Below are 19,569 nucleotides of genomic sequence, written 5' to 3'. Positions count from 1 at the left end.
GCTGCCTCGGGGGCGGTGACCAGTGTCTCCTGGGGTCATTCGTGACGATCCCGTGCCGGGGACGGGTCGCCTCAACTAAGTTACCGGCGTGGAACAGTTGATCACCGAAGATCCGACGCGCATCGGCCCGTACCGACTCATCGGCCGCCTGGGGGCGGGTGGCATGGGGCTGGTGTACCTCGGGCGGTCGGAGGGCGGTCGGACGGTCGCCGTGAAGGTCGTGCAGGCCGAGCACGCCCAACACCCCGAGTTCCGGCGGCGCTTCGCTCGCGAGGTGGAGGCGGCACGGCGGGTGGGAGGGGAGTGGACCGCGGCCGTCCTCGACGCCGACACCGAGGCGGCCGTGCCGTGGGTGGCCACCCAGTACATCCCCGGACCCGACCTGACCACCGTGGTCGCCCGGGACTTCGGGCCGCTGCCCGAGCGCTCGGTCCGTGTCCTCGCCCACCGGCTCGCGGTCGCCCTGCGGTCCGTGCACGCGGCGGGCCTGATCCACCGGGACCTGAAGCCGTCCAACGTCCTCGTGACGGTCGACGGGCCGCGTGTCATCGACTTCGGTATCGCCCGGGCCATGGACAGCCTCGCCGGGGACAGCCTGCACACCCGCACCGGCATGCTCATCGGCTCGCCCGGCTTCATGTCGCCCGAGCAGGTGCGAGGCCTCGAACTCACCCCGGCCAGCGACGTGTTCTGCCTCGGAGCCGTCCTCGTCTACGCCTCCACCGGGCGGCTTCTCTTCGGCGCCACGGACACCGGGCTGAACGCGCACCTGTTCCGCGTCGCGGAGGAGGAACCCGACCTGACCGGCGTACCGGAGTCGCTCGTCGGCCTCGTGCGCGAGTGTCTCGACAAGGATCCGGCGCGTCGGCCGACGCCCCTCGACGTGGCCGCCCGTACGGAGCCGGACGGGGCCGACGAGTGGCTGCCCGGCTCCGTGCTCGCGCAACTGGGCCGCCACGCTGCGCAGTTGCTCGACTTCGCGCCGGACCGGCGGAGCGCGCCGCAGGATCCGCGCATCCCGGCGCAGGCGCAGGGCCAGACCCCGCCGGCCGCGCCCCTCGCCTACACGCCCACGACCCCGGTGGACGGTCGGCCGGTTCCGCCCGGCTTCGGGCCTGCCCGCGAGCCCGTACCGGGGGCCTGGTCGCCTCCCGCCTACCCTCCCGACGTGCCGGGACCGTCCCCGAGGCGGTGGTGGGGCCTGGTGGCGGCCGTGTCGGCCCAGCTCCTGGTGGCGACCGGCGGCGCGGTCACGAGCGCGGCCGTCCCGTCGATCCAGGGCGACCTGGGCCTCCCCGCCGACAGCCTCACCTGGCTCTTCCTCGCCCATGGACTGGCCCTCGCCGGAGTCCTGCTGCTCGGCGGGCACCTCGCCGATCTCCTCGGCCGTAAAAGGATGTTGCTGATCGGGCTCGCCGGATACGCCGCCGCCACCCCGCTCGGCGCCCTGGCGGGGGCCGCCGGCACGCTCGTCGCGGCCCAGGCCGTGCAGGGCGTGTGCGCCGCGCTGGTCTCGGCCTCCGCCCTGGCGTTGGTGATCGGCGGGTTCACCGATCCGAAGGAACGCGGCAGGGCCTTCGGGCTCTACGCCGTGACCGTCGCCGGCGGACTGGCGATCGGGATGTTCGCGGGCCCCCTGCTGCTGGACGCCATGGGCTGGCGTGGGGCCCTGTACGTCCTCTCCGCGCTCGCCGGCCTCGTGGCCCTTGTCGCGAGCGGCCTGAAGCACGACCGTCCGGCCGGTACCCCCGCACGCCTCGACGTACCGGGCGTGCTGCTCGGCACCGGCGCGCTCGCCGCCCTGTTCTACGGCCTCGACAGGGTCACGCAGGGTTTCCAAGGCGGCGGTGGGGACGGCTGGGCGGACCCGCTGGCCCTGGGCCTCATCGCGGGCGGAGTCGCCCTGCTCGTCTCCTTCCTGGGGTGGCAGAGCCGGACGGGCGCCCCGCTCGTCCCGGTGCACGTCGTCACGGGCCGGCAGGGCGCCGGCGCGCTCCTCGTCCTCGTCCTGGCGGGTGCGAGCACGCTGATGCTGTTCCTGATCCTCTACCGGTACATGGCGGGCGCCCTCGGCTCCCACGAGACCGAGATCGGTGTCGCCCTGCTGTCCCTGGCGGGCGCGGTCCTGCTCGGCTCCACCCAGATCTCCGCGCGCCTCCAGCACCGGACGGCGCCCCGCCACCTCGTCGTCGCCGGTCTGCTGATCGCGTCGGCCGGCCTCGCGCTCCTGACCCGCCTCGACGCCGACAGCTCGTACGCCGGTGACATCCTGCCCGGACTTCTCCTCGTCGGTCTCGGTCTCGGCCTGGCGTACGGGCCGCTCCTCGCGGCGGGGTCGGGCGGGACGGCCCGCGAGCACGCGGGCGGGGCCGCGGCGACCTTCCTCGCCGCCCACCACCTCGGCGGCTGGATCGCCTCGCCGCTGATGGGCGGCGTCCTCGCCTGGGCGATCTCGAGCCGGCTCGAAGGGGTGACGGGCCTTCCGGAGCCCCTGGCCGAAGCGGTGCGGAACGGTGTCCTGCTCCGTGGCCAGGGACTTCCCGAGTCCCTCGGCGACGTCGTGAGTCAGACGGACACCGCGGTGCTGGGTGGCTACTCCGTCGCCCTGTGGTGCGCGGCCGGCCTCATGCTCCTCGCGAGCCTCCTCGCGGGACTGCTGATGACTGCACCGGCATCGGCACCGTCTCTCGAGCGTGCCAGGTGACGCCGCATCGGTAGGGCGGACCGGCGGACCTGCGGTGTCGGCGTTCAGCAGGGATCACCCGACGGAGCACCCTCCGTCACGTCCCGCGCCGCATTCGCGACGTGGAGTAGTCGGACGGTTGTGTGGTCGCACGTCGCTGACCACGGGAAACGTGGGTGAAGAGCACGCCGAAGTGCTGGTAGATTGATCTCTGTCGCCGCGGGGGTCACTCCGCGTCACGACACTCACCTGGTCCAAGTGGCGGAATGGCAGACGCGCTAGCTTGAGGTGCTAGTGCCCTTTATCGGGCGTGGGGGTTCAAGTCCCCCCTTGGACACCAGATCATCCCTCCTGCCGGGCCGGCCACCGGCCCGCCCGACAGGAGGAGTCCCCGGGCCGGGTCAGGCCAGGAACACCGGCAGGTCGAACAGGTCGTTCTGCGTCACGACCGGCTTGTTCCGCAGCTCTTCGCGCGGCACCGCGAGCCGCAGGTCCGGGAAGCGCGCGTACAGCGCCGGCAGCGCCACCGAGGCCTCCAGACGGGACAGTGCCGCTCCCGGGCAGACGTGCGGACCGTGACCGAAGGCGATGTGCCGGTTCGGCGTGCGGGTCACGTCGAACTCTCCCGCCGTCGCACCGTGCTGCTCCTCGTCCCGGCCGATCGCGCCGAACGACACGATCAGCGCGTCACCCTTCGGCAGGACGCGGTCACCGACCTCGATGTCCTCGCTCGCGAACCGGATCAGGACGTGCGAGGTGGGCGTCGACCATCGCAGCGTCTCCTCGATCACGTTCTCCCACGGCACCTCGCCCTTGAGCACGAGCGCGCGCTGCTCGGGGTGGGTCTCCAGGGCGACGACCGCGTTGACGATCAGGCTGATCGTCGTCTCGTGACCGGCCGCCACCATCAGCTGGAGCGTGTTGGTGATCTCCTCCGTGCTGAGCCGGTCGCCGCCCTCCGACGCCTCGATCAACGCGCTGGTGAGGTCGTCGCCGGGCAGCGCCGTCCGCGCCGCGACGATCCCCGAGAAGAGGGCGCCGAGGTCCGCCATCATCTGCGGCACCTCCTCCGGCGGCGTCTGCGTCGAGAAGAACTTCTCGAAGAGGGCCTTCATCACGGGGTGGTCGGCCTGGTCGACGCCCATCAGCTCGCTGACCACATTCATGGGCAGCGGGTACGCGAACTCCGCCTTCAGGTCCACGACCTCGCCGGCCGGCCGCTCCGCGAGCCGGTCGAGGCTCTCGGTCGTGAGGGCCTCGATGCGCGAGCGCAGCAGCTCCACCCGGCGCGCCGTCAGTGCCTGCGCGACGAGCGTGCGCAGCCGCCGGTGCTCTTCGCCGTCCACCGTCAGCATGGACTTGCCGGGGTTGGCCAGGCCGATCAGGGGCCAGTCCATGGGTATCTCGCCGCGCTGCCAGGCTCCCCACACGTCGATGTCCTTGACCAGACGCGCGTCGGTGAGGAGCTTCCGGGCCTCGGCGTGGCGGGTGACGGACCAGCAGGGCACGCCTCCGGGCAGGACGACGCGGGCCAGCGGGCCCGCCTCGCGCAGGCGGGCGCTCTCGGCGTCGAGATCGGCGACGAAGGGGTCGAGGACGACGACGTCGGCGTCGGGTGCGGCGGTGTGGTCGTACGGGCAGGTCATGCGAAGGCTCCAAGGGCGGGGGTCGGGGTGTACGTCACGGGGAGCGCGGTGAGGCCCCGCAGCCAGGGGGACGGGCGGCGGGTGAGGCCGTCCTCCGCCACCGCGAGATCCACGTCCGGCAGTCGGTCGAGAAGCACCTCGATGCCCGTCCGGGCGATGGTCTCGGCGACTTCCTGCGCGGGGAAGGGGCAGCGGTGTTCGCCGTGCCCGAAGGAGAGGTGGGCGTTGTTGCCGCCGGTGAGGGCGCCGGCGTCGGCCCGGACGTGCGGGTCGGAGTTGGCGGCGGCCAGGCCGAGGAGGACCAGGTCGCCGCGGCCGATCCGGCGCCCGCCGAGGTGCGTGTCGCGGGAGGCCCACCGGCCGGCGACGTTCTGGGTGGGGGTGTCCTCCCAGAGGACCTCGTTCATCGCCTCGCCGACGCTGTGGCGGCCGCCGGAGAGGGAGGCCGCGAACCGGTCGTCGGTGAGCATGAGGCGCAGCGAGTTGCCGATCCAGTCGGCGGTGGGCTGGTGGCCTGCGGCCATCATCACCATGAGGTCCTGGGCGACCTCCTCGACGGTGAACCCGGCCGTGTTGGCGACCATGCGCGAGGCGACGTCGTCACCGGGCGTCTCGGCCTTCGCCGCGAGCAGCGCGAACATGGACTCGGCGAGGTGGCGCTGGCCCGCCAGGGCCCCCTCCTGGCCGTTGATCATGTCGTTCAGGGCGGTGACGAGGGCCGGTCCCTGCTCGTCGGCGAAGCCGTAGATGCTGGCGAGGACGCGTACCGGCAGCAGCATCGCGTACTCGGCGATGATGTCGCAGGCGCCCTTGCCGCAGAGCCCGTCGATGAGTTCGTCGGCGAACCGCTCGGCCCGTTCCTTCAGGGCGAAGGGGTCGACGGCCTCCAGCGCGTCGGAGATGACGGCGGCCCGCTCGCGGTGCCGCTCGCCGACGGTGTAGAGGATGGACGGCTGCCTGCGGCCGATCATGGGCAGCAGCGGCCAGTCCGCCGGGATGGCGTCCCACTGGTTCCACAGCTCGGAGTCGCGCGAGAAGAGGACCGGGTCGCTGGTGACCTGGTGCAGCTCGCGGTAGCCGAGGACCAGCCAGGCGGGCACGTCGCCGTCGAGCACGACCGGGGCGACGGCGCCGTGCTCGCGCCGGATCCTCCGGTACAGCTCGACGGGGTCGGTCTGGAACCGGGGGCCGCTCAGGGGGACGGGCGGGTGCGCGGGGTGGGTCACGGGGTGGGCTCCGGAATCGGCTGCGGGTCCGAGGGGACGAGGGTCCGCAGGTGCTCGACGAGCGAGATGAGGACCTGCTTGCCGGACTCCCGCGACCGGGCGTCGCAGAAGACCAGCGGGACCTCGTCGGCGAGGTCGAGGGCCTCGCGGATCTGGGCGGGGGAGTAGGCGGGTCCGCCGAAGTCGTTGCAGGCGACGACGAACGGGGTGCCGTGGTGTTCGAGCCGGTCGACGGCGTACCAGGAGTCGGCGAGCCGCCGGGTGTCGACGAGGACGACGGCGCCGAGCGTGCCGGCGAAGAGCCGGTCCCACAGGAACCAGAACCGCTCCTGGCCGGGGGCGCCGAACAGGTACAGGACGTTGCGCGCGTCGAGGGAGATCCGGCCGAAGTCGAACGCCACGGTGGTGGCCTTCTTCGCGGCGACACCGCCGGTGTCGTCGATGTGCTCGCCGGCCTGCGTCATCGTCTCCTCGGTGTTCAGCGGACGGATCTCGCTGACCGAGCGGACCAGGGTGGTCTTGCCGACGCCGAAGCCGCCGACGATGACGATCTTCAGTCCGTTGTCGGCGGTGCTGTGCAGGGTCTGGCGGTGTCGCGGTTCAGAGGCTGCGGAGTCCAACGAGCACCTGCTCCAGGATGTCGTGATCGGGTAGGCGGTACGAGGGCCGGGGATGCCGTGCGCTGATCCGGCCGGTGTCGTGCAGGTCGGCCAGGAGGATCCGGGTGATCGACACGGGCAGGCCGAGCCCGGCCGCCACCTCGACGACCGCCGTGGGGAACCGGCACATGCGCAGGATCGCGGCGTGCTCGGACTGCATGCCGGGGACCGGGTCGCTCTCGGAGACCACCAGCGTCACCACGTCGAACGCGTCGGATCCGGCGCGGGTACGACCGCCGGTGACGGTGTAGAGGCGGTCGGGCGAGTCGTCCCGGCCCGGCCTGACCCGGCTCATCCCCGGGGCCTGGCGACGAGGTGCTCGCCCAGCTGCTCGACCAGTTCCGTCATGTTGTGGCCCACGAGTCCGGCGTCGGCGTCCTCGTCGGCGACGAGGGCGAGGTGGGCGCCGTCGCCCGCCTCCACGATGAAGAGGATGCCGCCGTAGAACTCGGCCATCGCGGAGCGGACCCCGCCGGTGCCGTCGCCGAACTCGACGGAGGCACCGTGCGACAGGCTCTGGATGCCCGCGGAGATCGCCGCGAGCTGGTCGGCCTGGTCGACGGAGAGCTCGGAGGTACGGCAGAGCTTGAGGCCGTCGCGGGAGAGCACCAGGGCGTGCCGGGTGCCCGGGGTGCGTTCCAGCAGGCCCTCAAGGAGCCAGCTGAGCTTCTCGTCGGTGGTGGTGCCGGTCATCGCGGATTGCCTTCCGAATACGGGGAGTTCGAGGAGGCCGGCGGGTGCGGTGCGGCCGCCGGGTCCTGGGGGTCGGACGGTACGGGCATGTCGGCCGGCCGGTCGTCGGCAGCGCGGCCTCCCGCACTGCGCACGGCCCGGTGGAAGCTGCCGAAGCGCGGCGGGGCACCGGCGGACGGGCCGGAGCGGGGTGCCTCCTGGCGCGGCTCGGCCGGCGTCTCCTCGGCCTTGAGCTGGGCGGCCAGGGTCTGGCCGCGACGGCGGCGGGGCAGGACGATCCCGTCCGGAGTCCCCTCGGCGCCGGACTCGGCGGCGGCGCCGTCGGGGACGGGCTCGTGCGCGGTCTCGGGTTCGTGCGACGGCCCGGACGCGGGTACGGGACGGGTGCCGGCCACGGCGTCGGCGGTGGCGGGCTCGGTGGAAGGGCGCGCTCGGCCGGAGGACGGGGCGGTCACCGCTCGGCCCGCGACCGGCGGAGACGGCTCGACGGGCCCGGCGGTCCGCTCCTCGGGCGCGCGGCTGATGAGCTCCTGAGGAACCATCAGCAGGACGCCGGTGCCGCCGCGGGCCGAGGGGCGGAAGGACACGGTCAGTCCGTGCTTGCGCGCCAGCCTGCCGACCACGTGCAGGCCGAGGCGGGTTCCGGAGAGCCCGGCCAGGTCCTGGGCGGCCGCACCGACCGCGGCCTCGGCGCGCCTCAACTGCACGTCGCTCATCGCCAGACCGCTGTCCTCGACGGTGATGACGAGGCCGGCCGGAACCTCCTCCACATACACGTGCACTTCCGCGTTGGGCGGGGAGAAGTTCGCGGCGTTGTCCAGGATCTCCGCCAGCGCGTGCATGATGCCCTCGGCGGCGTGACCGGTCACCGCCGCCTCGCTGTGGGAGTGCAGGCGCACCCGCTGGTAGCCGCCGATGCGGCCCATGGCGCCGCGCAGGATCGATTCCATGACGATCGGTCGGGTCCACCGCCGGCCCGAGCGGGCTCCGGTCAGCACGGCGATGGAGTCGGCGAGCCTGCCCGCCTGGGCGGTGCGGTGGTCGAGGTGGAGGAGGTCGGTGAGGACGTCCTCGTCGGCGTGCCGGTGCTCCATGTCCCGCAGGTCGGCCATCATGCTCGTGGCCAGCGCCTGCATCCGTCCGGCCGCGTTGGCGGCGGCGGCCATCGCCGCGGACCGGGCGGACTCCGCGCGGCGCAGACGGCCTTCGAGGCGCTCGGTGTCGGCGGCCAGCGTCGCGCGGAGTCGTGCCGTCTCGGACTCGTGCGACCGTATGAGCTCCTCCGTACGCGCCGTGTGCCGGGCCGCCGAGGCGGCGGCCTCCTCCTCGTACCGCGCCGTGAGCGCCGCCGACTCGCGCTCGGCGGTGGCCTTGTACCGGCCGGTGTAGGCCTCGCGGGAGGCGAGTTCGGCGGCGAGGACCTCCGCCCGCCGGGCGAGCGCCCGCGAGGTGCGGGCGTACCAGGTGACGGCGAAGGCCGCGGCGGACAGCAACAGGACTCCGCACGCCGCGAACCAGCCGAGCGAGGGGCGGACCCCGGCCGGCGCCGCGGTCGTCGCCGCCACGGCGAGCGCACCGCCCGCGGCGAGTGTCAGCAGGGAGGCGATCAGGGCAGGGCGGAACGGGGAGGGCGACGCCGACATCAACCAGACTCTCGAGAGCAGTCACACGGGGGAAGAGGTTGAACGACGGAACTATAGAACCGATCTTGATCGGTTCGGAACTCTCACGAGCGGATTGGTATTCAGGATTGGGCAGAATCATCCATCAATGCGACCGGTAATGCCTGACTTTTAGTGATCTGCCGTCAACTTCCGCTGCTCGGCCGGATTCCCCCCGAGTCGGAGCACTTCGGTCAGAGCCGCGATGCTGTGCTCGCCGTGACCCGCCTCGACGGCCCGCTCCAGGAGGACGTTGAGCGGGGCGGTCCATGACGTGTCGACATGTGTCTCATCGGCCAGGGCCTCGTCATGGGCCGCTCCCGCGAGGAAGAGGTGCACGGACGAGGCGGCGTCGGTGTAGTCGCCGCTGTCGATCTCCTCCGCGTAGACCGGCAGCAGGGACTTGATCATGTCCAGCCACTTCCCGGCGAATCCCACCATGCTGCTCGCCGGGAGCCCGCGCGCCTGGACGGCGGCGGCGCCCTGGAAGAAGCCGACGAGCGCGGGGAGCAGCATCGCGCCCACCGCCATCTCGTACAGCGCCGCCAGGTCGGTCCCGTCCCCGAGATGGACGGTGTCACCGCCCAGCACCCGCAAGGTGGTCAGGTGCTCCTCGAAGACGCCCCGGTCACCGCCGTAGTAGAGCAGCGTGTCGGACGCCCCCACCGCCGAGGGCACGTTCTTGACCGCCCCCGCGAGGAAGCGGGCGCCGCGCGCGGTCGCCCAGGCGGCGGTCTCCCGGGCGTCCGCGGGGGAGCCGCTGTTCAGGGTGACGAGATCGCGTCCCCGCAGCGCGCCGCCGACCCCCTCCAGCGCCTGGCGGGTGTCCCCGAAGGTGGTCAGGCACGTCACGACGAGCGGGCTCGCCGCGACCGCGTCCTCCACCCGCCGGGCCCGGACGGCCCCCCTGGCCACCAGGGGCCCGGCCTTCTCCGGCGTCCTGTTCCACACCGTCGTCGGATGCCCGGCGTCGAGGAACGCCTCGGCCAGGGCCCGTCCCATCGAACCCAGCCCGATGACGGTCACGGGCGTGCGGATGTTGCCTGTCATGGTGTGCTCCAGTCCACGGTCTGTCGTCTTCCTGGTCCTTGCCGGCACCTCCATGCTGGGTGGTCACGTACATTCCCTCAAGTACCTACATTTTTGTGAGGTACCTACATTTCTGTTCGTAGGAGGTGTGAATGAAGGGCAGGACGTACACCTGTGGGCTCGACGCCGCCATCGCCGTCATGGGGGGCAAGTGGAAAGGCCTGATTCTCTTCTCGCTCGGCGAAGGACCACTGCGTTTCGGTGAGTTGAGGCGTGCCGTGGCGGGAATCAGCGAGCGGATGCTGATCCTGCAACTCCGTGAGATGGAGACCAGTGGGCTGGTGCACCGCGAGGTCCACCATCAGGTCCCGCCAAAGGTGGAGTACTCCCTCACGGAGTTCGGCCGGTCGCTCAACGCCGCGATGGCGCCGCTCGGCGAATGGGGCGAGACCCACCTGGAGCGGATCGAGGCCATTTCGTGAGCGTGGTCTGATCAGGCGGTGACGGCGGTAGCGGCTGCGACGGTGGTGACGGTGGTGAAACCGGTGCCGTCCAAGGTCCAGTGAGGGTCGGGTGTGATGCCGAGGGCCGTGTAGACGTGAGCGGCGACATCCGTGTGATGGAGGTCCCGCGGCACCGCGCCGGCCGTCAGACCGGGACCGCTCGCGGCGATCCAGGCCGTGCGCTCCAGCTCGCTGCGGCCCCCGTGGCCCCCTTCGTCGCGGTGGCCGTGGTCGGTCACCACGATCACCGTCCACTCCTCCGCCGCGTGGCCGGGCCGATCGCGTACGGCGGCGAGGAGCCGGCCGAGACGGCGGTCCGCGGCCTCGACCGACCTGCGGTACTCCTCGCCGCAGCCGAGGAAGTGGGCGGTCTCGTCGACCGCGCCGAGATAGACGAAACCGGCGTGGAGCTCCTCGTCCAGGCCGAGGAGGTGTTCCGCCTCGGCGGTCACCCTCTCGTCCACCTCCTCCCACGCCTCGGGCGTGTCCTCGCGGGGAGCGACATAGCCGAGCCGCGTGGGGGCGACAAACAGCGGGCCGCCCTGCCGGGCGAGGAAGAGCGGTGCCCAGCCGCCGACGGCGAAGGTCCGGCGTCCGCAATCGGCGGCGAGGCGGGTCGTGAAGTCGGGGAAGACGTCGAGCCGGTTCCCGTCGAGGCGGTTGGCCCACACGCCGTGCTTGGCGACGCCGACGCCCGTGACGATGGTGGCCCAGCACGGGCCGGACATGGTGGGTGTCGCGGCGTCCACCTCGACGGGCGCCAGGAAGCCCGCACGGGCGATGCCGTCGAGGTGGGGCGTGTCGAGCACGGGGAGCAGGTCGAGGCGTACGCCGTCGATGCCGACCACCAGGACGCGGGCGGTGTCCGGGGCAGTGTTCATGGCGGGGTCCAGGGGTGTCGTGGCCCGTGGGGCCGGTCCGGAGGGTGATGGGCGCGGAGGCGGGCCCGAGCGTAGGGCGACCCCAACTCCCCAATCAATACTGGAAGAAGTTATTTATTTGCTCTACGTTGCTCCCGTGGTTCGACATCACTCACAGCGCCCCGTACCCCTGCGCACCGAACTCCGTGCCGTCCTCTTCGACATGGACGGCACACTCGTCGACACCGAGCGCCTCTGGCGAAGGACGGTCGAGGAAGAGGCCGCGGGTCTGGGGATCGCCCTCACGGACGCGGACCTCTCGTTCGTCCTCGGCCGTGCCGTCGAGGACTGCGCCGCGCACCTCGCCGCCCGTGCGGACGGCCGCGGGGAGGCGGCCGGGATCGGGGACTCCATGGAGCGGCGCTTCACCGGACTCGTACGCCGGCAGGTCGTCCCCCTCGCCGGGGCGGTGGAACTCCTCGCGGCGCTCCACGCCGCCGGCATCCCCACGGCACTGGTCTCGGCCTCACCACGGCAGGTCGTCGACACCGTCCTCGACGCGCTGGGCAGCCACCGGTTCACGGTGACGGTCGCGGCGGGCGAGACCCCGCGCACCAAGCCGTACCCCGACCCCTACCTGGCGGCCCTGACCGCCCTCGGCGCCGCCCCGGCCTCCTGCGTGGCCGTCGAGGACACGCCGACCGGGATCGCCTCTGCGGAGGCGGCCGGCTGCGGAGTCGTGGCCGTCCCCGCGCCCACCACCACCGTCACCCCGGCATCGCGCCGCACCGTGGTCCGCAGCCTGCTGGACGTGGACCTGGCCCTGCTACGAGGACTCGTCGCCACGCGGTGACGCGGGCGGCTCGGGCAGCCAGTCGCGTGCGGGGTCGTACTCGAGCCAGCGGCTGCGGCCGGCCTCGGCGGCGCAGGCCGCCGTGAGGCCGCTCAGCCCCGGGTGCCCGCTGCCGGTGCGCCACAGCAACGACCAGGCGTACAGCGGTGTGGGATCGACGAGCGGGACCGACCGCAGCCCGGGGACCTCCGGCAGGGGCACGTCGGCGGGCAGCAGCGAGAAACGCCGCGGGTCCGCCGCCACCTCGCCGAGGAAGTGGGCGAGCCCCAGGTTGACGCCCGTGCCCCTGTCGGCGATGCCGAACCTGTCGGCGAACCGGTGGAGGAAGTCGAGCCGGTCCAGCGCGCCGGGTGCCCACAGCACACTGCCGCGCAGCCGGTCCGGGCGCAACGCCGGTTCGGCCGCGAGCGGATGGTCCGCGCCGAGCACGACATCGACCGGTTCGAGACGGACCAGACGGTGTGTCAGGCCGGCGTGCAGGGGAGGGTGGACCCGGCCGAAGGCCGCGTCGATGTCGCCGCGCAGCAGGGCGTTCGTCACCGACGGCAGGTCGCGCCCGTGCCCCGACACCAACTCCCCGGCCTCTCCCGCGACCTGGGCCAGGGTCCTCATGGGTGCGTAGAGATGCCCCCAGACGTCCACGCGCAGCGGGCGGTCCTTCCCCACCGCCGCCGCGACCGCGCCGTCGGCGGCCGTCAGCGCCTGCCGGGCGGGCGGGAGGAATCGGCGTCCGGCGGGCGTCAGGTGCACGCCACTGCCGCCGCGCTCGAACAGCCGGGTGCCGAGCAGGGACTCCAGGCGCGCGATCCGCTTGGACAGTGCCTGCTGGGAGACGCCGAGCGTCCCGGCCGCCCGCCCGAAGTGCAGTTCCTCGGCGGTGCGTACAAAAGCACGTACCTGTGCCATGTCGAGATCCACGGCTCTCACCATAGGTGACAACCAAGCGTTGTCGGCATCGTCCGACCGTTGTTGGCCCGCGGGACGGTCGCGGGGGTTGCATCGTGCCCATGCGAAGACTGATCCCCACGGGGGAGGCGGCGCGTCCGGTCGCCTTCGCCGATCTGCCCCAGCCCGTCCCCGAGCCCGGAGAGGCACTGGTCAAGGTCGAGGCGTTCTCGCCGAACCGCGGCGAGACGTTCCTCCTCGAACACCCCAGGCCGGGACTGCTGCCGGGCAAGGACGTCGCGGGCCTCGTCGTGCAGGAGGCCGCCGACGGCACGGGCCCCGCCATCGGCACCCGCGTGGTCGGGCACCCCGCGCACGGCGGCTGGGCCGAGTACGCCGCCGTGCCCACGCACTCCCTCGCGGTCCTCCCGGACGGCGTGGACAGCGTACGGGCGGCGGCCCTTCCCCTGGCCGGGATCACCGCCCTGCGCCTGCTGCGCACGGCCGGCTCGCCGGCCGGTCTGCGCGTCCTGCTCACCGGCGCCTCCGGCGGGGTCGGACACTACGTCACCGAGCTCGCCGTGGGCGCCGGAGCCGAGGTGACCGCCGTGACGGCCACTCCGGCGCGGGGCGAGCGGCTCGCCGCGCTGGGCGCGCGAGTGGTGCACGAGGCGGCGGCGGCCGAGGGGCCCTTCGACGTCGTGCTGGAGTCCACAGGAGGGCCGGACCTGCCGGTCGCGCTCTCCAAGGTGCGCCCGGGCGGCACGCTCGTCTGGTTCGGCCAGGCCAGCCGCACCCCCGTGACGCTCGACTTCTTCCAGCTCCTCGGCGGGCCCGAACGCGTCACGATCCGGCATTTCCACTATGCCGGCGCGCCGTACGCCGCCGAACTCGCGGCCCTGGTCGGCCTCGTGGAGCGCGGTCGGCTGCACCCGGAGATCGGCCGGATCGCCGACTGGACCGAAACGGCCGACACCCTGGTCGACCTGCGGGAGCGCAGGATCCGGGGCAAGGCCGTTCTGCTGACGGGAGAAGCACGATGAACGATCCGACGAGCGCCGCAGAGTTCGCAGCCGCCCAATGGACCCGGGCCACCGGAGCGGGCGTCGACCCGCACGAGTACCACCGGGTCGCCGACGGTCTCACCGACGTCGCCGACTGGGGCCCGTCCTTCGTCCGCACAGGACAGGCGTACCTGGAGCGTGCGGAGGGCGCGGGACCGTCCGTCACGGCGGGGGAGTACCTGCTGACGGCGGCCAGGTGGTTCCACCTCGCCACGCTCGCGCCGTACGCGGAGGCCGGCCGTGCCGCCGCCGCGGCGGACCGGGCCCTGGGCCTGGCCCTGGAGATGCGGGAGCCCGGGGCGCGGCGGCTGACCGGTGAGGGATTCACCGGCTGGCTGCGCGGCCCCGCCGACGCCCCCGGCACCGTGGTCGTCGTCCCCGGCCTCGACTCGGCCAAGGAGGAGTTCCTCGATCTGGCGGACGCGCTGCTCGACAGAGGCCTCGCGGTGTTCGCGATGGACGGCCCGGGGCAAGGAGCCCTCGCGTCCACGACGGCGATGAGGGCGGACTACGAGCACGTCGTGGGCCGGGTCGTCGACGCGCTGGGCGTGGCGCGCGTCGGGCTCGTCGGCCTCAGCCTCGGGGGCTACTTCGCCGCCCGCGGCGCGGCGACGGAGCCGCGCGTCGCGGCGGTCGCCACCGTCAGCGGGCCCTTCCGTCTCGACTGGGCCGAACTGCCCCAGCCGGTACGCGACATCATGGCGCGGCGTACGGGAGGGGCGGACGCGGCCCGGGAGTTCGCCGGGCACGTGGATCTCACCGACCTCGCGCCCCGCATCGCGGCCCCGCTGCTGGTCGTGGACGGAGGCCGGGACGTCATCCCCGGCGTGACGAACGGCGAGCCCCTGGCCCGTCTCGCCCCGCACGGCACCTACCTGTCCGTCCCGCACGGTGACCACCTCCTGGGCAATGCCCGCCCCGACTGGCTGCCCCACCTCGTCGACCACCTCACCGACAGCCTGATCGGAGCACGGGCATGAACCGCTTCACCGGAAAGACCGCCCTCGTCACGGGCGGGACCAGCGGTATGGGCCTGGCCGCCGCACACCGCCTCGTCACCGAGGGCGCCCAGGTCGTCGTCACCGGCCGCACGCGCGCCCGGGTGGACGCCGCCGTCGGCCGGCTCGGCCCGGGCGCTTCGGGCGTCGTGGCCGACGTCGCCGACCTCGGCGCGCTGGACGCCATGGTGGAGACGGTCCGCGAGCGGCACGGCCGCGTCGACAGCCTCTTCGCTAACGCGGGATCCGGTGTGTTCCTGCCGTTCGAGGACATCACGGAGCCGGAGTTCGACCTGGGCGTCGACGTCAACCTCAAGGGTGTGTTCTTCACCGTCCAGAAGTCGCTGCCGCTCCTGGCGGACGGAGGCTCGATCGTCGTCAACGCGTCCTGGACCCTCCACCGGGGGAACAGCGTCCTCACCCTGTACTCGGCGACCAAGGCCGCCGTGCACAACCTGGCCCGGACGCTCGCCGCCTCGCTCGCCCCGCGCGGCATCCGCGTCAACTCCGTCAGCCCCGGGTACATCGACACCCCGATGTACCCGGCCGCCGCGCTGAGCGAGGCGGAGGCGGCGGCGCTGACCGGCCGGATCGTCGCCGGTCGCTTCGGGCGCCCCGAGGAGGTCGCCGCGGCCGTGGCGTTCCTCGCCTCGACCGACGCGTCCTACGTCAACGGCCAGGACCTCGTCGTCGACGGCGGTCTGCTGGGAGCCGTACCCGCCTGACGCCGAGCGCCGCCCACGTGACCGGGAGGGTCCAGACGACGGGGTCGAGCTCCCGCGCGAGGACGAAGACGCCCGTCACGACGACGAACAGCCGAACGTCCTGCGCAGCACGTCCTGGGGGACGCGCCCCGCGAGCCGGCCGCCTCCCAGGCGACGATCCCGCCTGCCAGGACGCGGAGGTTCGGCAGGCCGGCCCCGGCCAGGGCGGGGTGCGACCCGACGGGTGACGTCCGTGCGGGTCGGCGGTCACCGGGCCGTCGTACGGGTGCTCCCGGCCGATACTGCGGCCATGACTTCAGCCCGTTCCCTCGCACGGTCGCGCCGTGCCGTCGTCGCCGCGCTCACGGCACTCGTCGCCCTCGGCGCGCCGGTCACCGCCGCAGGTGCCCCGGCGGGCGACGGCGGCCACCGCCGGCCGTGCGCCGGGTCCCGGCTGCCCGACCACGGCCCGGCTCGTGACGCCGTGCGGATCGCCGAGCGTGCCAAGGCCGACATGGGCCTCAAGTCCGTGATCCTGCGGGTCACCGTCGACGGCCGCGAGGTCGTCACCACCGCCCTCGGCGAGTCGATGACCGGCGTGCCGGCCGACCCCGCCATGCACTTCCGCAACGGCAACGTGGCCATCAGCTACCTGGGAACGGCACTCCTGCGCCTCGTCGACCAGGGCACGGTCCGCCTCGACGACCCCGTCGCGCGCTGGCTGCCCGGCCTTCCGCACGGCGAGAAGATCACCCTGCGCATGCTGGCCGCGTCCACCACCGGTCTCGTCGACTACGTCCGCCTCCCCGCCTTCCAGCAGGCCGTCACCGCCGACCCCTTCCGGCAGTGGACGGGGAAGGAGGTGGTGGCCCTGTCGACCGCAGAGGACCGCTGGTACGAGCCGGGCACGAACTGGAGCTACTCGCACGCCAACTTCGTGCTCCTCGGCGCCGCCCTGGAGAAGATCACCGGGACCCGGCTCGACGTCCTCCTCCGGCGGCAGGTCACCGGTCCGCTCGGGCTCCGCGAGACCCGCAACAGCTTCACGCCCGACATCCCGGAACCCGTCCTGCACGCCTTCTCCGCCGACCGGGGGACGTACGAGGAGTCCACCTTCTGGAACCCCTCGTGGACCACCGCCGCCGGCGCGGTGCAGACCACCGACATCTGCGACCTGGCCCGCTCGGCCTCCGGCCTCGGCTCGGGCGAGCTCCTCTCCCCGGCCTCGTACCGGCAGCTCCTGAACCCGGGGACGGTGGGCCTCGGCCACGCCACCCCCAAGTGCCCGGCGACCGTCTGCCTCGCGAACACCGAGGCCACCCACTACGGTCTGGGCGTGGTCGTCCTGGGCGACTGGATCTCCCAGCACCCCCTCTTCTTCGGCTACTCGTCCTCCATGGCGTACCTGCCGTCCGAGCGCCTGGCCATCGCGGTCTCGACCACACAGGGCCCGACGGCCACGGACGGTCACACCGCCCACGTGATCGCCCAGCGCATCGCGGCCGCCCTCGCCCCGGGGCACCCCATCCCCGACTTCGGCTGACCGGAGTACGCCTCAGGAACCCTTGCCGTGGTCGTGACCGTGGCCTCGTCCGTGGACCAGGTCGGGGTCGGCCACGCTCGGGCGCTCCCGCCAGTACGTCGGGTCCACGAAGCGCTGGACGATCATGGCGACCACCCCGGTGAGGGCGATGCCGATGCCGATGACGAGCGGCGGACCGAGCCCGAACCACGAGGTGCCGCTGTAGGAGTTCTCCGGATCGGCCATGTCCGCGACCGACCTCACCAGGAGCCACGCGAGGAGGCCGGAGCCGATCAGGGGCCCCAGGCCGATCAGCAGGAAGTTGCGGGCGCTCTCGAAGAGGTGGCGGCGGTAGTAGACCACGCAGGCGAGGCCCGTGAGCGAGTAGTAGAACGCGATGAGCAGGGACAGCGCGGTCAGCGAGTCGAAGAGCGCGTTGGTGCTGATCTGGTTCACCACGAGGTACCAGGCGATGGCGATGCCGGCGACCCACCACGTACTCACGTCGGGGGTGCGGAAGCGCGGGCTGATGTGGCGGTAGTGGGCGGGCAGCGCCCGGCGGCGGGCCATGGACAGCGCGGTACGCGAGGCGGGAATGATCGTGGTCTGCGTGGAGGCGATCGCGGACGTGCAGACCGCGAGGAGCAGGATCCAGTCCCAGCCGCCCATGACGTCGCCGGCGAGCTGGGCGAAGAGGAACTCCTCCTCGTCGGCGTTCTCGGCCAGGAACACCGGACCGGCGTAGGCCACGACCGCGAATCCCACGGACACGTAGGTCACCAGAAGGATCACGGTCGACCAGAGGCCCGCTTTGCCGGGGGCGGTCGCGGAGTTCTCGACCTCCTCCGTGAGATTGACCGCCGATTCCCAGCCCCAGTAGATGAAGACGCCCAGCAGCAGCCCGCCGGTGAGCGCCGCGCCACCCGCGCCGAACGGATTGAGCCAGCTGAGGGCCGGCTCGACCGAGTCGTACTTGCTCGTGCCGTTGTAGACGGCGTAGAACGCCACCACGACGAAGATCAGCAGGCAGGCGACCTGCGCGAGGATGAGGACGTTCTGCACCTTGGCCGACAGCTCGGTGCCGATGACGCACACGGCCGTCATCGCGAGGATGAGCAGCACGGTGAGCAGCTGGCGTACGAAGGTGTTGTCCACCCAGCTGTCGAGGCCGACGGCGAGCAGGCCGAAGGTGACGGCCACATCGGCGAGCGAGCCGACGACCAGGACCCCGGTCATGGCGATGGCCCAGCCTCCGAGCCAGCCGGCCCAGGGGCCCATGGCCCGGGTCACCCAGGAGAAGGTGGTGCCGCAGTCCTGGTCGACCTTGTTCAGGTAGTAGAACGCCGACGCGATCAGCAGCATCGGCACGAAGGCCGCGAACATCACTCCGGGGGCGTAGATCCCGACGAGTGCGACGATCGGGCCGATGACGGCCGCGAGGGAGTACGCGGGGGACGTGGAGTTGAGCCCGATGACGAGGGCGTCCACGAAGCCGATCGCGTTGTGCTTGAGTTCCACCGGTCGCCCGGCGGGCCCGGCATCCTCGGCTGTCATGTTCCCTCGTTCCGTTAGGACCCCGACAGAACCGCGCGACGATACGTCTTCATCGTAGGAAGGCCTGGTCGTGCGTGCATGCGCGGGAGACGACCGACGGCCACCGGGCCGTCACTTCTCGCGCATGTCCGGCGGAGCCTCGGCATCCGGTGGCAGGCGCTCCGCCGCGAAGCCGGTGACGACCACGGCGACGAGACAGAAGGCGACGACGGTCTCGGCCCAGAGGAAGGCGATGTAGTCCATGAGGCAGCCGATGGGCGGTGTGCCCGGGGCCGTGTTGCGGAAGGCGGCCAGGGCGAACAGCGTGGCGGCCATCCAGCCGAGCGCCGGCCAGGGTCAGCCCCTTGCGCCGGGTGACGAGGAACCACGCGCCGGTGAGCACCGAGAGGGCGAGCGCCCACATGGCGACCCTCATGAAGACGGCGAAGATCAGTACGCTGTTGGAGCGCCCCAGACCGACGTCGAAGAGTGCGGCCCCGTCGTCCTCCGAGGCGTGCACCGTCGCGGCGAAGAGGACGTCGCTGCTGGTCAGCGTCGCCCGGACGGGCACCTTCCGACCTCCCTGGACGGCGTTGAACTCGATCGCGGCGTCATAGGCGTCGAAGGGGTAGTCGGTGATCGAGCAGCCGGTCAGATCGACGGCCAGGTCCATGGTCGAGATCCTGCTGTGCGCCTTGAAGGACAGGTCGCCCCGGGTGGAGGCCGAGGTCTGGAGCGTGAGGTCCTCGGTGGGAGACGCCGCCGGCCTCGGCCAGTTCTCCCCGCGGGGTCACGAGGACGCGCAGGACCAGCTTTCGGCCGGCGGCGTCGACGCGCTGGATCGAGGCGTCGACGTCCACGCGGTCGGGAGGCGAGCCGCCCGCCGTGTACACGGTGTCCAGGGCTTGGCGTTCGCCGAACTGGAGCCACGTACCCAAGGCGACGGCTGCCACGATCAGGAGGCAGGCCAGCGCGGCCGGAAGGAAGCCGTGGCGGCTCCGCTCGGGGCGGCGGGTGTCGGCGGGCGAGAGTGTCTCCGATCGTGGGCTC

The 19,569-nt window shown here is 72.6% G+C and carries 18 protein-coding genes, 1 tRNA gene and 1 pseudogene; 8 read left to right on the top strand and 12 right to left on the bottom strand.

Features of this window, described 5'->3' with window-relative positions; genetic code table 11:
* The first annotated feature begins 88 nt into the window (after positions 1–88).
* Positions 89–2,704: a bifunctional serine/threonine protein kinase/MFS transporter gene (locus tag DEJ46_RS02805; RefSeq protein ID WP_150263993.1), complete on the top strand. Its 2,616-nt coding sequence runs from the start codon at positions 89–91 to the stop codon at positions 2,702–2,704.
* A 231-nt stretch (positions 2,705–2,935) separates the two neighbouring features.
* A tRNA-Leu gene (locus DEJ46_RS02800) sits at positions 2,936–3,023 on the top strand.
* A gap of 61 nt (positions 3,024–3,084) precedes the next feature.
* Here the strand turns inward: DEJ46_RS02800 and DEJ46_RS02795 are convergent.
* The 7 genes from DEJ46_RS02795 to DEJ46_RS02765 form a co-directional block, all read right to left on the bottom strand.
* Entirely contained in the window at positions 3,085–4,329 is a 1,245-nt protein-coding gene (locus DEJ46_RS02795; RefSeq protein WP_150263992.1) for a cytochrome P450 family protein, read from the bottom strand.
* Positions 4,326–5,555 carry a cytochrome P450 gene (locus DEJ46_RS02790; protein ID WP_150263991.1) on the bottom strand — a complete coding sequence of 410 codons (1,230 nt, stop codon included), beginning with the start codon at positions 5,553–5,555 and terminating at the stop codon, positions 4,326–4,328. Before DEJ46_RS02790 ends, DEJ46_RS02795 begins: the two co-directional genes overlap by 4 nt.
* A complete protein-coding gene (locus tag DEJ46_RS02785) occupies positions 5,552–6,175 on the bottom strand; it encodes a GTP-binding protein (RefSeq protein ID WP_150263990.1) in 624 nt (207 codons plus the stop codon). Before DEJ46_RS02785 ends, DEJ46_RS02790 begins: the two co-directional genes overlap by 4 nt.
* On the bottom strand, positions 6,156–6,509 hold the full coding sequence (locus tag DEJ46_RS02780; protein ID WP_125740882.1) for a DUF742 domain-containing protein: 354 nt from the start codon (positions 6,507–6,509) through the stop codon (positions 6,156–6,158). The genes DEJ46_RS02785 and DEJ46_RS02780 overlap by 20 nt, the downstream gene beginning before the upstream one ends.
* Complete coding sequence (locus tag DEJ46_RS02775) at positions 6,506–6,907, bottom strand: roadblock/LC7 domain-containing protein (RefSeq protein ID WP_055639735.1); 402 nt, start codon at positions 6,905–6,907, stop codon at positions 6,506–6,508. Before DEJ46_RS02775 ends, DEJ46_RS02780 begins: the two co-directional genes overlap by 4 nt.
* Positions 6,904–8,550, bottom strand: coding sequence for a sensor histidine kinase (locus DEJ46_RS02770; protein ID WP_150263989.1), 1,647 nt, complete (start codon positions 8,548–8,550; stop codon positions 6,904–6,906). Before DEJ46_RS02770 ends, DEJ46_RS02775 begins: the two co-directional genes overlap by 4 nt.
* Before the next feature lie 150 nt (positions 8,551–8,700).
* Positions 8,701–9,618, bottom strand: coding sequence for an NAD(P)-dependent oxidoreductase (locus DEJ46_RS02765; protein ID WP_150263988.1), 918 nt, complete (start codon positions 9,616–9,618; stop codon positions 8,701–8,703).
* A gap of 131 nt (positions 9,619–9,749) precedes the next feature.
* Between DEJ46_RS02765 and DEJ46_RS02760 the strand changes: the two genes are divergently transcribed.
* Positions 9,750–10,079: a winged helix-turn-helix transcriptional regulator gene (locus tag DEJ46_RS02760; RefSeq protein WP_150263987.1), complete on the top strand. Its 330-nt coding sequence runs from the start codon at positions 9,750–9,752 to the stop codon at positions 10,077–10,079.
* Positions 10,080–10,090: 11 nt separating this feature from the next.
* On the opposite strand, the gene DEJ46_RS02755 is transcribed toward DEJ46_RS02760, so the two are convergent.
* Positions 10,091–10,981: an alkaline phosphatase family protein gene (locus DEJ46_RS02755; protein ID WP_150263986.1), complete on the bottom strand. Its 891-nt coding sequence runs from the start codon at positions 10,979–10,981 to the stop codon at positions 10,091–10,093.
* Between the two features lie 136 nt (positions 10,982–11,117).
* Here DEJ46_RS02755 and DEJ46_RS02750 point away from each other — a divergent pair, with 136 nt between their 5' ends.
* Positions 11,118–11,813, top strand: a complete 696-nt coding sequence (locus tag DEJ46_RS02750) for an HAD family hydrolase (protein WP_223834470.1) — start codon at positions 11,118–11,120, stop codon at positions 11,811–11,813.
* Here DEJ46_RS02750 and DEJ46_RS02745 read toward each other — a convergent pair.
* Positions 11,787–12,731: a LysR family transcriptional regulator gene (locus DEJ46_RS02745; RefSeq protein ID WP_150263985.1), complete on the bottom strand. Its 945-nt coding sequence runs from the start codon at positions 12,729–12,731 to the stop codon at positions 11,787–11,789. The two genes, DEJ46_RS02750 and DEJ46_RS02745, sit on opposite strands and share 27 nt — an antisense overlap.
* Positions 12,732–12,820: 89 nt before the next feature.
* On the opposite strand from DEJ46_RS02745, the gene DEJ46_RS02740 reads away from it, so the two are divergent.
* From DEJ46_RS02740 to DEJ46_RS02720, 4 genes are all read left to right on the top strand, one after another.
* Positions 12,821–13,741: a zinc-binding dehydrogenase gene (locus tag DEJ46_RS02740; protein ID WP_150263984.1), complete on the top strand. Its 921-nt coding sequence runs from the start codon at positions 12,821–12,823 to the stop codon at positions 13,739–13,741.
* Positions 13,738–14,742: an alpha/beta hydrolase family protein gene (locus DEJ46_RS02735; protein ID WP_150263983.1), complete on the top strand. Its 1,005-nt coding sequence runs from the start codon at positions 13,738–13,740 to the stop codon at positions 14,740–14,742. Before DEJ46_RS02740 ends, DEJ46_RS02735 begins: the two co-directional genes overlap by 4 nt.
* Positions 14,739–15,485 carry an SDR family NAD(P)-dependent oxidoreductase gene (locus DEJ46_RS02730; RefSeq protein ID WP_150263982.1) on the top strand — a complete coding sequence of 249 codons (747 nt, stop codon included), beginning with the start codon at positions 14,739–14,741 and terminating at the stop codon, positions 15,483–15,485. Before DEJ46_RS02735 ends, DEJ46_RS02730 begins: the two co-directional genes overlap by 4 nt.
* 289 nt (positions 15,486–15,774) lie before the next feature.
* On the top strand, positions 15,775–17,007 hold the full coding sequence (locus tag DEJ46_RS02720) for a serine hydrolase domain-containing protein (RefSeq protein WP_150263981.1): 1,233 nt from the start codon (positions 15,775–15,777) through the stop codon (positions 17,005–17,007).
* A 12-nt stretch (positions 17,008–17,019) separates the two neighbouring features.
* Here DEJ46_RS02720 and DEJ46_RS02715 read toward each other — a convergent pair whose 3' ends face one another.
* The 3 genes and pseudogenes from DEJ46_RS02715 to DEJ46_RS40680 form a co-directional block, all read right to left on the bottom strand.
* A complete protein-coding gene (locus DEJ46_RS02715) occupies positions 17,020–18,540 on the bottom strand; it encodes an APC family permease (protein ID WP_150263980.1) in 1,521 nt (506 codons plus the stop codon).
* Positions 18,541–18,651: 111 nt separating this feature from the next.
* Positions 18,652–18,855, bottom strand: coding sequence for a DUF4436 family protein (locus DEJ46_RS40685; RefSeq protein WP_317852215.1), 204 nt, complete (start codon positions 18,853–18,855; stop codon positions 18,652–18,654).
* 79 nt (positions 18,856–18,934) lie between these two features.
* A pseudogene (locus tag DEJ46_RS40680) lies at positions 18,935–19,379 on the bottom strand (DUF4436 family protein); the annotation flags it as partial.
* Positions 19,380–19,569: the final 190 nt, after the last annotated feature.

This window comes from Streptomyces venezuelae, from assembly GCF_008642375.1.
Lineage (GTDB): Bacteria > Actinomycetota > Actinomycetes > Streptomycetales > Streptomycetaceae > Streptomyces > Streptomyces venezuelae_G.
This window is presented reverse-complemented; position numbering and strand designations above follow the sequence as displayed.

What these genes read in the sequence shown, in the direction of transcription:
- DEJ46_RS02770 (WP_150263989.1), bottom strand. Translation starts at nt 8,550, where the DNA reads ATGTCGGCGTCGCCCTCCCCGTTCCGCCCTGCCCTGATCGCCTCCCTG.
- DEJ46_RS02775 (WP_055639735.1), bottom strand. Translation starts at nt 6,907, where the DNA reads ATGACCGGCACCACCACCGACGAGAAGCTCAGCTGGCTCCTTGAGGGC.
- DEJ46_RS02780 (WP_125740882.1), bottom strand. Translation starts at nt 6,509, where the DNA reads ATGAGCCGGGTCAGGCCGGGCCGGGACGACTCGCCCGACCGCCTCTAC.
- DEJ46_RS02740 (WP_150263984.1), top strand. Translation starts at nt 12,821, where the DNA reads ATGCGAAGACTGATCCCCACGGGGGAGGCGGCGCGTCCGGTCGCCTTC.
- DEJ46_RS40685 (WP_317852215.1), bottom strand. Translation starts at nt 18,855, where the DNA reads ATGGCCGCCACGCTGTTCGCCCTGGCCGCCTTCCGCAACACGGCCCCG.
- DEJ46_RS02760 (WP_150263987.1), top strand. Translation starts at nt 9,750, where the DNA reads ATGAAGGGCAGGACGTACACCTGTGGGCTCGACGCCGCCATCGCCGTC.
- DEJ46_RS02765 (WP_150263988.1), bottom strand. Translation starts at nt 9,618, where the DNA reads ATGACAGGCAACATCCGCACGCCCGTGACCGTCATCGGGCTGGGTTCG.
- DEJ46_RS02715 (WP_150263980.1), bottom strand. Translation starts at nt 18,540, where the DNA reads ATGACAGCCGAGGATGCCGGGCCCGCCGGGCGACCGGTGGAACTCAAG.
- DEJ46_RS02735 (WP_150263983.1), top strand. Translation starts at nt 13,738, where the DNA reads ATGAACGATCCGACGAGCGCCGCAGAGTTCGCAGCCGCCCAATGGACC.
- DEJ46_RS02730 (WP_150263982.1), top strand. Translation starts at nt 14,739, where the DNA reads ATGAACCGCTTCACCGGAAAGACCGCCCTCGTCACGGGCGGGACCAGC.
- DEJ46_RS02795 (WP_150263992.1), bottom strand. Translation starts at nt 4,329, where the DNA reads ATGACCTGCCCGTACGACCACACCGCCGCACCCGACGCCGACGTCGTC.
- DEJ46_RS02720 (WP_150263981.1), top strand. Translation starts at nt 15,775, where the DNA reads ATGACTTCAGCCCGTTCCCTCGCACGGTCGCGCCGTGCCGTCGTCGCC.
- DEJ46_RS02755 (WP_150263986.1), bottom strand. Translation starts at nt 10,981, where the DNA reads ATGAACACTGCCCCGGACACCGCCCGCGTCCTGGTGGTCGGCATCGAC.